The following is a 13,864-nucleotide window of genomic DNA, read 5'->3' on the forward strand; positions in this document are numbered from 1 at the left end:
ACGGCACGTCGACGGCCACCAACAACACCGATTACCAGTTCGTGTTCGGTCATGGTGGGTCCGGCGATCAGCCGGTGGCCGGTGACTGGAACAACGACGGTTTCGACAGTGTCGGGGTGTTCCGGCCGGGCAACTCGACGTGGTATCTGACCGACGGCACGTCGACGGCCACCAACAACACCGATTACCAGTTCGTGTTCGGTCATGGTGGGTCCGGCGATCAGCCGGTGGCCGGTGACTGGAACAACAACGGTTTCGACAGTGTCGGGGTGTTCCGGCCGGGCAACTCGACGTGGTATTTGACCAACGGCACCTCGTCGGCCACCAACTCCACCGATGACGAGTTCGTGTTCGGTCATGGTGGGTCCGGTGACGTGGCGGTGCCGGGTGACTGGAACAACGACGGTGTCGACACCCCGGGGGTGCGCCGGCCGGGCAACAACACCGTCTACCTGCGCAACGCCAACAGCGGCGGCGGCACCGACGCGGAATTCATCTACGGCATCTGAGCACGAGCACACCCACGGCGGGGCCCGGACACCATCCGGGCCCCGCCGTCGCGCCGGTCAGCGGCCCTCGGCGTCGTCCATGGCGCGGTAGATCCGCTGCTCGGAGACCGGGTACGGGGTGCCGAGCGCCTGGGCGAACACGTTCACCCGCAGCTCCTCGATCATCCAGGGGATCTGCCGGACCGCCGCCGACTGCCGCTTCGCGGGTGGCAGCGCGGCGAGCAGGTCCTGGTACTCCTTCTGCACCACGGCGATCCGGTCCTGCTGAGACTTGTCCCGCTGCGGGTTGCCGGGCAGCCGGTCCAGCCGCCGCTCGATGGCGGTCAGGTAGCGCAGCAGGTCGGGCAGGCGGGCGTACCCGGCCTCGGTGACGAAGCCCTTGTGCACCAGGCCGCCGAGCTGGTTGCGGATGTCGGCCAGGGCGGCCACCACGGCCAGGTTCCGGGTGGCGCCCAGCCGCTGCTCCACCGCGTACGCGGCGGCCAGCACCTGCCGCACCCGGCCCATCACCTCGACCACGGTGTCGACCAGGTCGGCGCGGACCCGGTCCCGCAGCGCGGCGAAGCCCTCGGCGTCCCAGGCCGGGCCGCCCGCGTCCGCCATCAGCTTGTCGATGGCCGCGCCCGCGGCGTCCTCGATCAGCGCCGGCACCCCGCCGTGCGGGTTGCGGGACAGCGCCAGCTTGGCCTCGTTGCTCAGCCGCCCCTGGAGGAACTTCGCCGGGGAGGGCACGGTCAGCCGGAGCAGCCGCCGGGTGCCGGCCCAGTGCGCGGCCTCCTGCTCGGCGGGGGAGTCGAACACCTTCACCCCGACGGTCGTGCCCTCGTCGACAAGGGCCGGGTACGCGGTCACCGCGTAGCCCGCGCGGACCTGCTCGATGGTGCGCGGCAGGGTGCCGATGTCCCACCCGGTCAGCCCGGTCCGGGCCACGTCGGGCGCGGCGGCGGCGACAACCTGGCGTACCTCCTGGCGCAGCTCGCGTTGCAGGGCCGGCAGGTCCTTGCCCTCGGCGACCGGCTTGTCGTCCTCGCCGAGCACCCGGAAGGTGACCCGCAGGTGCGGCGGCAGCCTGCCCGGGTCCCAGGCGTCCGGCGGGACGGTCACCCCGGTCATCCGGCGCAGCTGCCGGGTGAGCGCGGCGAGCAGCGGCTCCTCGCCGGCCGGCAGCTGGGCGAGCGCCGCCCGGGCGTAGTCGGGCACCGGGACGAAGTTGCGCCGGATCGCCTTGGGCAGCGACCGGATCAGCGCGATCACCAGTTCCTCGCGCAGGCCGGGCACCTGCCAGTCGAAGCTCTCCGCCGGCACCTGGTTGAGCAGCGGAAGCGGGATGTCCACGGTGACGCCGTCGGTGGGGGTGCCCGGGTCGAAGGTGTAGGTCAGCGGCAGGGCGACCCCGTCGGCCCGCCACTCGTCCGGGTAGTCGGTCTCGTCCACCCCGCCCCGCCCGGAGTTGACCAGCAGCTCGCGGGTGAAGGTGAGCAGGTCCGGCTGCTCCCGGCGGGTCTTCTTCCACCAGGTGTCGAAGTGCCGGCCGGACACCACGTCGGCGGGGATCCGCTGGTCGTAGAAGTGGTAGATGGTCTCGTCGTCGACCAGGATGTCCCGCCGCCGGGCCCGGTTCTCCAGCTCCTCCACCTCGGCCAGCAGCCGCTGGTTGTCCGCCCAGAACTGGTGGTGGGTCTGCCAGTCGCCCTCCACGAGGGCGTGCCGGAGGAACAGCTCCCGGCTCAGCACCGGGTCGATCCGGCCGAAATTGACCTTGCGGGAGGTGACCAGCGGGATGCCGTAGAGAGTGACCTTCTCGTAGGCCATCACGGCGGCCTGCTTCTTCTCCCAGTGCGGCTCGCTGTAGCTGCGCTTCACGAGGTGCTGGGCGAGCGGCTCGACCCACTCCGGCTCGACCCGGCCGGCCACCCGGCCCCAGAGCCGCGAGGTCTCCACCAGCTCGGCGGCCATCACCCAGCGCGGCGGCTTCCGGAACAGCGCCGAGCCCGGGAAGATCGCGAACTTCGCCCCGCGCGCCCCCAGGTACTCGTGCTTCTGCGCGTCCTTCAGCCCGAGGTGGGAGAGCAGGCCGGGCAGCAGGGACTGGTGCACCTTCGGGGTGTCGATCTCCTCGGGCAGGTCCGCGCCGGCCCCGCGCCGGCCGTCACCCTTGTCCGAGGTACGCAGCACCTGGCGCAGCTGGCTGACGATGTCCTGCCATTCGCGCACCCGCAGGTAGTTCAGGTACTCGGCCTTGCACATCCGCCGGAACGCGCTGGAGGACAGGGCCCGCTGCTGCTCGCGCAGGTAGCGCCACAGGTTCAGGTACGCGACGAAGTCCGACTCCTTGTCGGCGAAGCGGGCGTGCGCCTGGTCGGCCTGGGCCTGCTTGTCGGCGGGCCGCTCGCGCGGGTCCTGGATGGACAGCGCCGCCGCGATCACGACGACCTCGGTGGCACAGCCGTTGCGCTCGCCCTCCAGCACCATCCGGGCCAGCCGCGGGTCGACCGGGAGCTGGGCCAGCCGGCGGCCCAGCGGGGTGAGCCGCTTCGCCGGGTCGGTCTCGGCCGGGTCCAGCGCGCCCAGCTCGTGCAGCAGGTTCACGCCGTCGGTGACGTTGCGCCGGTCCGGCGGGTCGATGAACGGGAACGCGCCGATGTCGCCCAGGCCGATCGAGGTCATCTGGAGGATGACCGAGGCCAGGTTGGTGCGCAGGATCTCCGGGTCGGTGAACTCGGGCCGGGAGGCGAAGTCCTGCTCGTCGTAGAGGCGGATGCAGATGCCGTCCGAGGTGCGCCCGCAGCGCCCCTTGCGCTGGTTGGCCGACGCCTGGGAGACCGGCTCGATGGGCAGCCGCTGCACCTTGAGCCGGCTGGAGTAGCGGGAGATCCGGGCCGTGCCGGGGTCCACCACGTACTTGATGCCGGGGACGGTCAGCGAGGTCTCCGCGACGTTGGTGGCGAGCACCACCCGGCGACCGGCGTGCGGGGCGAAGACCCGGTGCTGCTCGGCCGTGGAGAGCCGGGCGTAGAGGGGCAGGATCTCGGTGCCGAGCAGGGAGCGCTTCTTCTGCACCAGCTTGCCGAGCGCGTCGGCGGTGTCCCGGATCTCCCGCTCGCCGCTGAGGAAGACCAGGATGTCGCCGGGACCCTCGGCGGCCAGTTCCTCGACCGCGTCGCCGATGGCCTGGATCTGGTCCCGGACGTTCTCCTCGTCCCCGTCGTCCTCCTCCTCGCCCTCGACGACCTCGACCAGCGGGCGGTAGCGCACCTCCACCGGGTAGGTCCGGCCGGACACCTCGACGACCGGAGCGGGGTTGCCCTCGGCGTCGGCGAAGTGCTTCGCGAACCGGTCGGTCTCGATGGTCGCCGAGGTGATGATCACCTTGAGGTCGGGGCGGCGGGGCAGCAGCTGGCGGAGGTAGCCGAGGATGAAGTCGATGTTGAGGCTGCGCTCGTGCGCCTCGTCGATGATCAACGTGTCGTACTGGCGCAGCATCCGGTCGGTCTGCAGCTCGGCCAGCAGGATGCCGTCGGTCATGAGCTTGACCAGGCTGTTGTCGCCGACCTGGTCGGTGAAGCGCACCTTGTAGCCGACCACGTCGCCCAGCTCGGTGCCGAGCTCCTCGGCGATCCGGTCCGCCACCGTCCGCGCGGCGAGCCGGCGGGGCTGGGTGTGGCCGATCAGCCCGGTGACGCCGCGGCCCAGCTCCAGGCAGATCTTGGGCAGCTGGGTGGTCTTGCCGGAGCCCGTCTCGCCGGCCACGATCACCACCTGGTGGTCGCGGATGGAGGCGGCGATGTCGTCCTTGCGCTCGCTGACCGGCAGCTGGGCCGGATAGGTGATCGTCGGCACGGCGGCCCGCCGGGCGGCCAGCCGCGCCTCGGCCCGGGCCACGTCGGCCGCGATCTCGGCCAGCGCCGACTCCCGCCGCTGCGGGTCGCGCAGCTTCCGCACCCCGTCGAGCCGCCGCTGGAGCCGGCGCTGGTCGCGGAACATCAGGGCGGGGAGGCGGCGGTGCAGGTCGCGGGCGGTCTCGGGTACGGCGGGTGCGGCTGGATTCTGCATGACGTCGCCAAGGATAGGCAGGCGTGCGGCCGAGCGCCCGCGGGTTACCGGCGACCCGGCCGTCCGCGCGCCCTCCCAGGTGGGAGTGGGTGGCCGGGCTAGAGTTTCCGCCGAGGCGAGGTCGACGACGGGACGGGATGATCATGCGGGACACCGACCGGGCGCTGGTGCAGGCCGCGATGGCCGTCGCCAAGCTGCGCTGCCGCAGCGACAACCACACCGTCGCCGCCGCCGCGCGGACCACGGACGGCCGGGTCTTCAGCGGCGTGAACGTCTACCACTTCACCGGCGGCCCGTGCGCGGAGCTGGTGGCGATCGGCGCCGCCGCGACCGCGGGAGCGGGCGACCTTGAGGCCATCGTCGCCGTGGGGGACCGGGGGCGGGGCGTCATCCCGCCCTGCGGCCGCTGCCGGCAGGTGCTCCTGGACTACTTCCCGTCGATCCGGGTGATCGTCGGCCCGCCGGACGCGCTGCGCGCGGTCCCGGTGACCGACCTGCTGCCCGAGACGTACGTGTGGTCGGACCACCAGGTGGAGGTGCCCGTCGGGCCCCCGCGCACCGGGGTGTGGCCGATGCCCGTGGTGCCTGGCAGCCGCCAGGCCGCCGAGGACTGACGGCCACCAGCAGGAGCGACCCGGCCAGGTCTTGCGGGCTCTCTACAACGTTGTAATACTCGGGTCGTCCGCCGACGAGGAGGCCCGATGACAGCGCAGGTGATCGAGGACGAGACCCCCGTCGAGGCGCTCGGCGACCTCTACCGCGACGGCATCACCGCCTGCCGTGGCGCCTTCTCCACCGACTGGGTCGAGCGGGTCGGCGAGGACGTCGAAGCCGCGTTCCGGGAGGCCCGTGCCCGTCCCGACGGCGCGGTCGGCCGCGGCCCCGAGCGGTGGTACGTCGAGATCCACCCGGAGCAGCTGCGCGGCTTCGTGGACCTGGTCACCCACCCGTGGGTGGTGTCGGTGTGCCGCGCGGTGCTCGGCCCCGACTACGAGATCGTCGAGCTGGGGTTCGACATCCCGTTCCCCGGCGCGGCGACCCAGCCGTGGCACCGGGACTTCCCGATGCCCGAGGAGACCCGCCTGCGGCGCCGACTCACCTCGCTGGCCTTCAACCTGACCACGGTGGACACCGTGGAGGAGATGGGGCCGTTCGAGATCGCCCCGGGCACCCAGTGGGACGACGGCCGCGACTTCGACCACGAGATGTTCCCGTCGAAGGACCGGTACCCCCGCTACGAGGCCCGCGCGGTCCGCAAGTACCCGAAGCGCGGCGACATCTCGGCGCGCTCCGCGCTCACCATCCACCGGGGCACCCCGAACGTCAGCCGGCTGGCCCGGCCCGTGCTGGTGCTCGGCGTCGACGCGCCGGGCGCGGGCAACGCCGCCCACCACGACCTGGCGGTCACCCGGGACTACTGGGCGGGCCTGCCGGAACTCATCCGGGCGCATCTGCGCTGCCCCGTGGTCGACACCCTCGTGCCGATCCGTCAGAAGCACACCATTGAGGGGCTGGTGATGGGCGCGGAGTGAGGGCACCGGCGGCGGGCGGTCAGTCGCCGGCGGCCGCCTCCAGCATCGAGCGGGGCACCGGCACCTGCTCGAAGCGGACGTTGCCCTCCGGCACCATCCAGCTCAGCACCTGCGCGACCAGCCGCCCGGCGCGTACGGCGGGGTCGTTGGCGTAGAGCTCGCGGGCCATCTGCGGGTCGACCGAGAGCACGGCGATCCCGCGGATCCGCTCGTCGTCACCACCGAGGAAGGGCCCGGCCGCGAGGACGGCGCCCTGCTCCACCAGCCCGGCCTGGTGGGCCAGGTGCGCGTCCTGGAGCCGGTCGAGCGCGTCCTGGGGCAGGTCGGGCGCGTCGTCCGGCCGGACCAGGAGCACCACGGTGTGCTGGTCGAATCGCATGCCCTCAGGGTAGGGGCTGCCGGGCCCGCAGCGCCCGGATCGACCAGTCGAGCACCGGGGTCAGGCTCTCCACCGGCGGCCAGCCGTTGACCACCGACAGCAGCCGCAGGTACCGCTCCCGGCGCGGGTCGTCGGCGGCCTCCAGCCGGTCCAGCAGCCGCCGCCGCAGGTCGGCGTCGTCCGGGCGGCCGCAGAGCCGCGCGTACCGGCTCGTGGCCGCGGCGACGACCGGGTCGGCCCGGGGTGAGGCCGGGTCGACGCCGGCGGCCAGAGCCGGGGCGACCTCCTCGCGGACCACGGCGACGGCGTCGCGGCGGACGCCGCGCGCGCCGGCACGGTCGGCCGCGTGCTGCTCCGCCAGCCGCCGCAGGCCGGCCCGGAAGTCCGGGTCCAGGGTCAGCTCGGCCAACTCCACCCACGCCTCGACCTGCTCGTCGGCGGGGTCGTCCGGCAGCGCGGGGGTGAGCGAGCGGCGGATCCCCGCGAACCCCGGATCGGCCAGGCCGGCGAAGGCGGCGTCGAGGAACTCGTCGACCAGCCGCCGTCGCTCCGCCTCGGCGAGCCCGGCCAGCCGGTGCAGGAGCTCGGCCTGGGCGGCGGTGGACCCCCGCCGGGCGACCACGGTCAGCACCGCGCGGCGCAGCCGCAGCACCCGGATCTGGGTGGCCAGGGCGTCGGCATGCGCCGCGGCGACCTCGGGCAGCCCGACCTCCCGTTCCACCACCTGGCGCACCGTGGACAGGTCGACGCCCAGGTCGCGCAGCGTCCGGACCAGCTCCAGGCGGGCCAGGGCGGCCTCCCCGTAGCGGCGGTGACCGGTCGGGCCGCGGTCGGTCGGCGGCACGATGCCGCGGTCGGACCAGAAGCGGATGGTCTTCACCGGCAGGCCGGTCCGCCGGGCCAGGTCGCCGATCGAGTAAGGGATCGCACCGTCCATGCCGCCCACCCTGCCGCCTCCCCCCGGTGGAGGCGCAACCCGCGCATCGACCACACCGAGTTAGGCGTGCCTAACCAGCTCGGTTAAGGTAAGGCGTACCTAATCCGAGAGGCGAGCACCCCCAGTGACCACCGTCGCCGTCCGGCCCGCCGGGGCCGGCGCCCCCACCCGCCGCGGCATGCCCCGCCGCCTCGCGGTCACCCTGGCGGCGGCGCTCCTGCTCATCGTCGCGCTGCTGGCCAGCCTGGCGCTCGGCAGCCGCCACCTTCCCGTCGACCAGGTGTGGCACGCCCTGGTCGCCCCGGACGGCGGCGAGGCCACCACCGTGGTCCGCGAGCTGCGGCTGCCGCGGACCGCCCTGGGGCTGGTCGTCGGGGTCGCCCTGGCCCTGGCCGGGGTGCTCTTCCAGGCCGTCACCCGCAACCCGCTCGCCGAGCCGCGCATCCTCGGGGTCAGTGCCGGCGCGTCCTTCGGGGTGGTGCTGGCCATCGCCGTCTTCGGCGTGAGCACGCTCACCGGGTACGTCTGGTTCGGCATCGCCGGCGCGCTGCTCGCCGGGCTGCTGGTCTTCGCCGTCGCCAACCGGACCCGCGAGGGCGCCAGCCCGGTCACCCTCGCGCTGGTCGGCGCGGCGCTCGACGCCGGTCTCGGCGCCGTCGTGTACGCCCTGCTCAGCATTGACGCCCGCACCTTCGAGGAGTACCGGTTCTGGGTGGTCGGCGGCCTCACCGGCCGGGACGTCGGCGTCGCCGGGCAGGTGCTCCCGTTCGTCCTCGCCGGCACGGCCCTCGCGGCGCTGGCCGCCCGTGGCCTGGACGCGCTGGCCCTCGGCGACGACGTCGCCCGCGGCCTCGGCCACCGGATCGCCCTGGTCCGCCTCGCCGCCGGGTTCGGCGGGGTGCTGCTCACCGGCGCCGCGGTGGCCGCCGCCGGGCCGATCGCCTTCGTCGGGCTGGCCGTGCCGCACCTGGCCCGGGCCCTGGTCGGCGCCGACCACCGGTGGACCCTGCTGGTCGCCGCGCTGCTCGGGCCGGCCCTGGTGCTCGGGGCCGACGTGGTCGGCCGGCTGGTCGCCCCGCCCGGCGAGGTCCCGGCCGGCATCATCACCGCGCTGGTCGGCGCCCCGCTGCTCGCCTTCCTGGTCCGCCGCGCCAAGGTCGTGACGGCATGACTGCGTCCTCCACCACCGCCCTGCCGGGGCGGTCGCTGCTGCGGGTCGGTCCGCTGGCCGTGCCGGTGCGCCGCCGGCCGGTGCTGGTCGCGGTCACGCTCGTCCTGCTGCTCGCCGCCGCCATGGTGGTCAGCCTCTCGCTCGGCACCCCGTACGTGGCCCCGGCAGACGTGCTGCGCGCGCTCTCCGGCGCCGGCACCCCGTACGACCTCGTGGTGCTCGACCTGCGGCTGCCCCGCGCGGTGCTCGCGGCGCTGGCCGGGGCGGCCTTCGGCGTGGCCGGCACCCTGATCCAGAGCGTGGCCCGCAACCCCCTGGCCAGCCCCGACGTCATCGGGGTGACCCAGGGCGCCGGGCTGGCCGCCACGGTGGCCCTGACCAGCGGCGCCGCGGCGGTCCTGGTGGCGCCGGCCGCGCTGGTCGGTGGCCTGGTGGCGGCCGTCCTGGTCTTCGCCCTCGGTGCGCGGCACGGCCTGGCCGCGCAGCGTTTCGTGCTGGCCGGCGTGGCGGTGGCGTTCGCGCTCCGGGCGCTGACCGAGGTGGTGATGCTCTCCGCCGACCCGATCGACGGGCTGCGCGCCCAGCTCTGGCTGATCGGCACCCTGGCCGGCAAGGGCTGGACCGAGGCGGCCTGGATCGCCGGCACGCTCGCCGCGCTGTTGCCCGTCCTGCTCTGGGCCGGCTGGGCGCTGCGCAGCACGGCGCTGGACGACGACACCGCCCGGGGGATCGGGCTGCGCCCGGTGGCCCGCCGGGTCGGGCTGGCCGCCACCGGCGTGCTGGCCGCCGCCACCGTCACCGCCCAGGTCGGCGCGGTGGACTTCGTGGCGCTGGTCGCCCCGCAGGTGGCCCGGCGGCTGGTCCGCGCGGAGCGGCCGCCGCTGGTCTGCTCCGCACTGCTCGGGGCGCTGCTGCTGGTGCTGGCCGACCTGGCCGGCCGCCGGCTGTTCGCCCCCACCCAGCTCCCGGCCGGCGTGCTCACCGCGGCGATCGGCGGCCCGTACCTGATCTTCCTGCTGCTGCGGACCCGAGGGAGGCGGTCGTGACCGCGTTGCTGTCCACCCGCGACCTGGTCGTCGGCTACGAGACCCGGACCGTGCTGGACGGGCTGGATCTCGACCTGCCCGCCGACGCGTTCACGGTGATCGTCGGGCCGAACGCCTGCGGTAAGTCCACCCTGCTGCGCACCATGGCCCGGCTGCTCACGCCGCGCCGCGGCGCGGTGCTGCTCGACGGCACGGCGATCCGCGACCTGCCCACCCGCGAGGTGGCCCGGCGGCTCGGTGTGCTGCCGCAGAGCCCGCTGGTGCCCGAGGGGATCACCGTCGCCGACCTGGTCGGCCGGGGCCGCCAGCCCTATCAGCGGTGGTGGCGGCAGTGGTCCGCGGAGGACGGCCGGGCCGTCGAGGAGGCCATGGCCATGGCCGACGTGGCCGAGCTGGCCGACCGGCCGGTGGACACCCTCTCCGGCGGGCAGCGGCAGCGGGTCTGGATTGCCATGACCCTGGCCCAGGACACCGAGGCGCTGCTGCTGGACGAGCCGACCACCTTCCTCGACCTGGCCCACCAGGTGGAGGTGCTGGACCTGCTGCACCGGCTGCGCGCCGAGCGCGGCCGGACCGTGGTCGCCGTGCTGCACGACCTCAACCAGGCTGCCCGCTACGCCGACCACCTGGTCGCCATGCGCGCCGGCGCGGTGGTCGCCGCCGGCCCGCCGCGCGAGATCCTCACCGCCGACCTGGTCCGCGATGTCTTCGGGCTCGACTGCGTGGTCGTGCCCTGCCCGGTCACCGGCGCGCCGCTCGTGGTGCCCGCCCTCACCCACACCTCGGCCGCTCCGGCCGCCACGCCGGCCCCGGCCGGCGCCTCCGTCGGCGACGCGTGACCGCGCGCCGGCCCGTACCTGTCATGAAAGGACCCTTGATGCGTCGTCTCGCCGTCGCTCTCACCGCGGCCCTCGCCCTCGGCGTGGGCCTCACCGCCTGCGGGGAGAGCGATCCCGTCTCCGGCACCAGCGCCGGGGAGACCCGGGAGATCACCCACGCGATGGGCACCACCAAGGTGCCCGCCGAGCCGAAGCGCGTGGTGGTGCTCGACACCGACAAGATCGACACCGCGCTCTCGCTGGGCGTCACCCCGGTCGGCGCGGCCACCGCCGGCGAGGCGAAGAGCTGGCCCACCTACTTCGGCGCGGACAAGCTGGCCGGCATCAAGGAGGTCGGGGTGCTCACCGAGCCCGACCTGGAGGCGATCAACGCGCTCAAGCCGGACCTGATCCTCGGCAGCAAGTTCCGCCAGGAGAAGTTCTACGACGAGCTGTCCGCCATCGCCCCGACCGTGTTCACCGAGAAGGTGGGCATCACCTGGAAGGAGAACTTCCTCCTCGACGGCAAGGCCCTCGGCAGGGAGCAGCAGGCCAAGGACCAGCTCGCCGCGTACGAGAAGCGGGCGAAGGACTTCGGCACGAAGCTCGGCGACGCCTCGTCGCGGAAGGTCTCCATCGTCCGCTTCATCCCGGGCAACATCCGGGTCTACGGCCCGGACTCGTTCTCCGGCATCGTGGTCGGCGACACCGGCCTGGGCCGCCCCGGGCGGCAGCTGCTGGAGGGCAAGGACGACAAGCGCTTCGACCTGGTCAGCCCCGAGCGGGTCAACGAGGTCGACGGCGACGTCGTCTTCGTGACCGCGTACGGCGAGAAGGCCGCCGCCGAGCAGGCGAAGGTCACGGCCGGCAGCCTCTGGCAGGGCCTGTCCGCGGTGAAGGCGGGCAAGGCGCACGTGGTCTCCGACGAGGTGTGGATGACCGGCATCGGCGTCGGCGCCGCCAACAAGATCCTGGACGACCTGGAGAAGTACCTGGCCGCCTGAGCCACCGCCCGTCCGCGCCCGCCCGGCCCCCGTGCCGGGCGGGCGCTGTCGTCGTCAGGCCGGGACCGGGTGGTCGGCCTCGAACCGGGCGCGGGTGAGGAAGGCGAGCTGGGCCCGCTTGTCCGGCATGTCGATCTCGGCGTCGAAGGTGAAGCCCTCCCGCTCCAGCCGGCGCAGCGCGCGCTCGTTGCGCACGTCCGGCTCGACGACGATGCGCTGCCGCGTCGGGTCGGTGAAGAGGAAGCGGGCCAGGGCCGGCCCGACCGCCGAGGTGAGGCCGGGGAGCTGCCGGCCGGGCGCGAGCAGCAGGTGCATGCCGATGTCGCCGGGGCGGACCGGGTAGCGCTCGCCGACCGGGTCGGCCTCGGGCTGGTAGGTCTGGAACAGGCCGACCGGCGTCCCGTCCAGGGTGATCAGGTACGCGTGGTGCGTGGTCGCGCTCTGCCTGTTCCTGGCCGCGTACACGGTGGCCAACGTGGTGCTCTACGCGGTCAACATGGACTATTCCCGGCCGGATACCGGCGGCACCGACTTCACGGTGCTCTCCTCGTTCGGGCTGGTCTGCTCGTTCGTGGCCGCCTCGGCCGGCCTGGTCGCGGCCGACCGGCTGGGTTACCCGGCGGTCGCTCTCGGCTGCGTCGTGCTGGTCGGCCTCGCCGTCGTGGCCGGAGTGGTCCACCAGCGGCGCTTCCCCGCCGGGCCGGCGCCCACCGTCAGGACCGATCCCGGCGTGGCGACTCCCGACCTCTTGACCCCCACGACTTAGGTTAGGGTAACCTAACTCAGGATCAACTCCGGACCGCGGGTGCCGTCGCACCGTCGCCGTCGTGTCCGCTTCCGACCACTGAGGACTGCCCATGAGTCTGCCCGGAGCAACCGTTCCGGCCCCCTCGGCCGGCGCCGGCCCGTCCGCCGCCCGGGACCACCTGTTCACCGCCCGCTCGCTGGACCGCTACCGCGGCGTGCTGGCCGAGGGGATCGAGCGGGTGGCCCGCCGGGTGGCCACGGCCGACCGGCCGTTCACCGGGGTCGACCCGGACGACCTCGCCCCGCGCGTCGCGGCCGTCGACCTCGACCGGCCGCTCGGCGACACCGGCGCGGCCCTCGACGAACTGCACGACGTCTACCTGCGCGACGCCGTGTACTTCCACCACCCCCGCTACCTGGCCCACCTGAACTGCCCCGTGGTGATCCCGGCGCTGCTCGGCGAGGCCGTGCTCAGCGCGGTCAACTCCTCGCTGGACACCTGGGACCAGAGCGCCGGTGGCACGCTCATCGAGCGCCGGCTGATCGACTGGACGGCCGAGCGGATCGGGCTCGGGCCCGCCGCCGACGGGGTGTTCACCAGCGGCGGGACGCACTCCAACCTCCAAGCGCTGCTGCTGGCCCGGGAGGAGGCGCGGGTGCGGGCCGGCCTGCGGCCCGGGCCCGAGGCGCTGGCCCGGCTGCGGGTGCTCACCTCCGCCGCCGGCCACTTCAGCGTGCAGAAGGCGGCCCGGCTGCTCGGCCTCGGCCCGGACGCGGTGCACACCGTCGACACCGACGCGCAGCGGCGGATGCGCCCCGACGCGCTCGCCCGGGAGATCGCCCGCTGCCGGGCGGACGGGCTGCTGGTCATGGCCGTCGTCGCCACCGCCGGCACCACCGACTTCGGCAGCATCGACCCGCTGCCGCAGGTCGCCGACATCTGCGCGGCGGCCGGGGTCTGGCTGCACGTCGACGCCGCGTATGGCTGCGGGCTGCTGGTCTCGCCGACCCGCCGGCATCTGCTCGACGGCATCGAACGGGCCGACTCGGTGACCGTCGACTACCACAAGTCCTTCTTCCAGCCGGTCAGCTCCAGCGCCGTGCTGGTGCGCGACCGCCGGACGCTGCGGCACGCCACCTGGCACGCCGACTACCTCAACCCGGCGCGCGCCGTCGAGCAGCGCATCCCCAACCAGGTCGACAAGAGCCTCCAGACCACCCGCCGCTTCGACGCGCTCAAGCTCTGGCTCACTCTGCGGATCATGGGGGCCGACGCGGTCGGCGCGCTCTTCGACGAGGTGGTGGACCGGGCCGGCGAAGCCTGGCACCTGCTCGACGCCGACCCCCGCTTCGAGGTGGTGACCCGGCCGACGCTGAGCACCCTGGTGTTCCGCTGGCGACCCGCCGGCCTGGCCGCCGACCTCGTGGACGACGCCAACCTGTACGCCCGCGAGGCGCTCGCCGCCTCCGGTGTCGCACTCGTCGCCGGCACCCGGGTCGACGGCGCCCACCACCTGAAGTTCACCCTGCTCAACCCGGAGACCACCGGGAAGGACGTCGCCGCGGTCCTCGACCTGATCGCCGAACACGCCGGCTGGTACGCCCGCACCCGCACCGCCGACGAGCTGTCCTGCCCGGTCGGCTGACCGGCCCCGCCCTGGAGAACCC

11 protein-coding genes and 2 pseudogenes are annotated in these 13,864 nt (G+C 74.1%); 9 read left to right on the forward strand and 4 right to left on the reverse strand.

The window, feature by feature from the left end; all coding sequences use genetic code 11:
* A pseudogene (locus ACFYPD_RS19140) lies at window positions 1-509 on the forward strand (hypothetical protein); the annotation flags it as partial.
* 57 nt (window positions 510-566) lie between these two features.
* Here ACFYPD_RS19140 and hrpA read toward each other — a convergent pair.
* Window positions 567-4,562 carry an ATP-dependent RNA helicase HrpA gene (gene hrpA, locus ACFYPD_RS19145; protein WP_387114908.1) on the reverse strand — a complete coding sequence of 1,332 codons (3,996 nt, stop codon included), beginning with the start codon at window positions 4,560-4,562 and terminating at the stop codon, window positions 567-569.
* A 143-nt stretch (window positions 4,563-4,705) separates the two neighbouring features.
* Here hrpA and ACFYPD_RS19150 point away from each other — a divergent pair, with 143 nt between their 5' ends.
* On the forward strand, window positions 4,706-5,176 hold the full coding sequence (locus ACFYPD_RS19150; protein WP_387114911.1) for a cytidine deaminase family protein: 471 nt from the start codon (window positions 4,706-4,708) through the stop codon (window positions 5,174-5,176).
* Between the two features lie 87 nt (window positions 5,177-5,263).
* A complete protein-coding gene (locus ACFYPD_RS19155) occupies window positions 5,264-6,094 on the forward strand; it encodes a phytanoyl-CoA dioxygenase family protein (RefSeq protein ID WP_387114914.1) in 831 nt (276 codons plus the stop codon).
* A gap of 19 nt (window positions 6,095-6,113) precedes the next feature.
* On the opposite strand, the gene ACFYPD_RS19160 is transcribed toward ACFYPD_RS19155, so the two are convergent.
* Complete coding sequence (locus ACFYPD_RS19160) at window positions 6,114-6,473, reverse strand: YciI family protein (protein ID WP_387114916.1); 360 nt, start codon at window positions 6,471-6,473, stop codon at window positions 6,114-6,116.
* A gap of 4 nt (window positions 6,474-6,477) precedes the next feature.
* Complete coding sequence (locus ACFYPD_RS19165) at window positions 6,478-7,410, reverse strand: MerR family transcriptional regulator (RefSeq protein ID WP_387114919.1); 933 nt, start codon at window positions 7,408-7,410, stop codon at window positions 6,478-6,480.
* Window positions 7,411-7,534: 124 nt separating this feature from the next.
* On the opposite strand from ACFYPD_RS19165, the gene ACFYPD_RS19170 reads away from it, so the two are divergent.
* The 4 genes from ACFYPD_RS19170 to ACFYPD_RS19185 are packed head-to-tail and all read left to right on the forward strand — an operon-like array spanning window position 7,535 to window position 11,449.
* The gene (locus tag ACFYPD_RS19170; protein ID WP_387114922.1) at window positions 7,535-8,581 is read left to right on the forward strand and encodes a FecCD family ABC transporter permease; all 1,047 of its coding nucleotides are present in this window, start codon (window positions 7,535-7,537) and stop codon (window positions 8,579-8,581) included.
* Window positions 8,578-9,627: a FecCD family ABC transporter permease gene (locus tag ACFYPD_RS19175; protein WP_387114925.1), complete on the forward strand. Its 1,050-nt coding sequence runs from the start codon at window positions 8,578-8,580 to the stop codon at window positions 9,625-9,627. The genes ACFYPD_RS19170 and ACFYPD_RS19175 overlap by 4 nt, the downstream gene beginning before the upstream one ends.
* Window positions 9,624-10,466, forward strand: a complete 843-nt coding sequence (locus ACFYPD_RS19180) for an ABC transporter ATP-binding protein (protein ID WP_387114928.1) — start codon at window positions 9,624-9,626, stop codon at window positions 10,464-10,466. The genes ACFYPD_RS19175 and ACFYPD_RS19180 overlap by 4 nt, the downstream gene beginning before the upstream one ends.
* Before the next feature lie 38 nt (window positions 10,467-10,504).
* Window positions 10,505-11,449, forward strand: coding sequence for an ABC transporter substrate-binding protein (locus ACFYPD_RS19185; RefSeq protein WP_387114931.1), 945 nt, complete (start codon window positions 10,505-10,507; stop codon window positions 11,447-11,449).
* A gap of 54 nt (window positions 11,450-11,503) precedes the next feature.
* Here ACFYPD_RS19185 and ACFYPD_RS19190 read toward each other — a convergent pair.
* Window positions 11,504-11,881 (reverse strand): annotated as a pseudogene (locus ACFYPD_RS19190) (GNAT family N-acetyltransferase); the annotation flags it as partial.
* Here ACFYPD_RS19190 and ACFYPD_RS19195 point away from each other — a divergent pair.
* Together ACFYPD_RS19195 and ACFYPD_RS19200 are read left to right on the forward strand one after the other, a co-directional pair.
* Complete coding sequence (locus ACFYPD_RS19195) at window positions 11,880-12,215, forward strand: hypothetical protein (RefSeq protein ID WP_387114934.1); 336 nt, start codon at window positions 11,880-11,882, stop codon at window positions 12,213-12,215. The pseudogene ACFYPD_RS19190 and the gene ACFYPD_RS19195 overlap by 2 nt on opposite strands.
* A 91-nt stretch (window positions 12,216-12,306) precedes the next feature.
* Window positions 12,307-13,842 carry a pyridoxal phosphate-dependent decarboxylase family protein gene (locus ACFYPD_RS19200; RefSeq protein ID WP_387114937.1) on the forward strand — a complete coding sequence of 512 codons (1,536 nt, stop codon included), beginning with the start codon at window positions 12,307-12,309 and terminating at the stop codon, window positions 13,840-13,842.
* Window positions 13,843-13,864 lie beyond the last annotated feature (22 nt).

It is taken from the genome of Micromonospora sp. NPDC005299 (assembly GCF_042872345.1).
In the GTDB taxonomy this organism is placed as follows: Bacteria; Actinomycetota; Actinomycetes; order Mycobacteriales; family Micromonosporaceae; genus Micromonospora.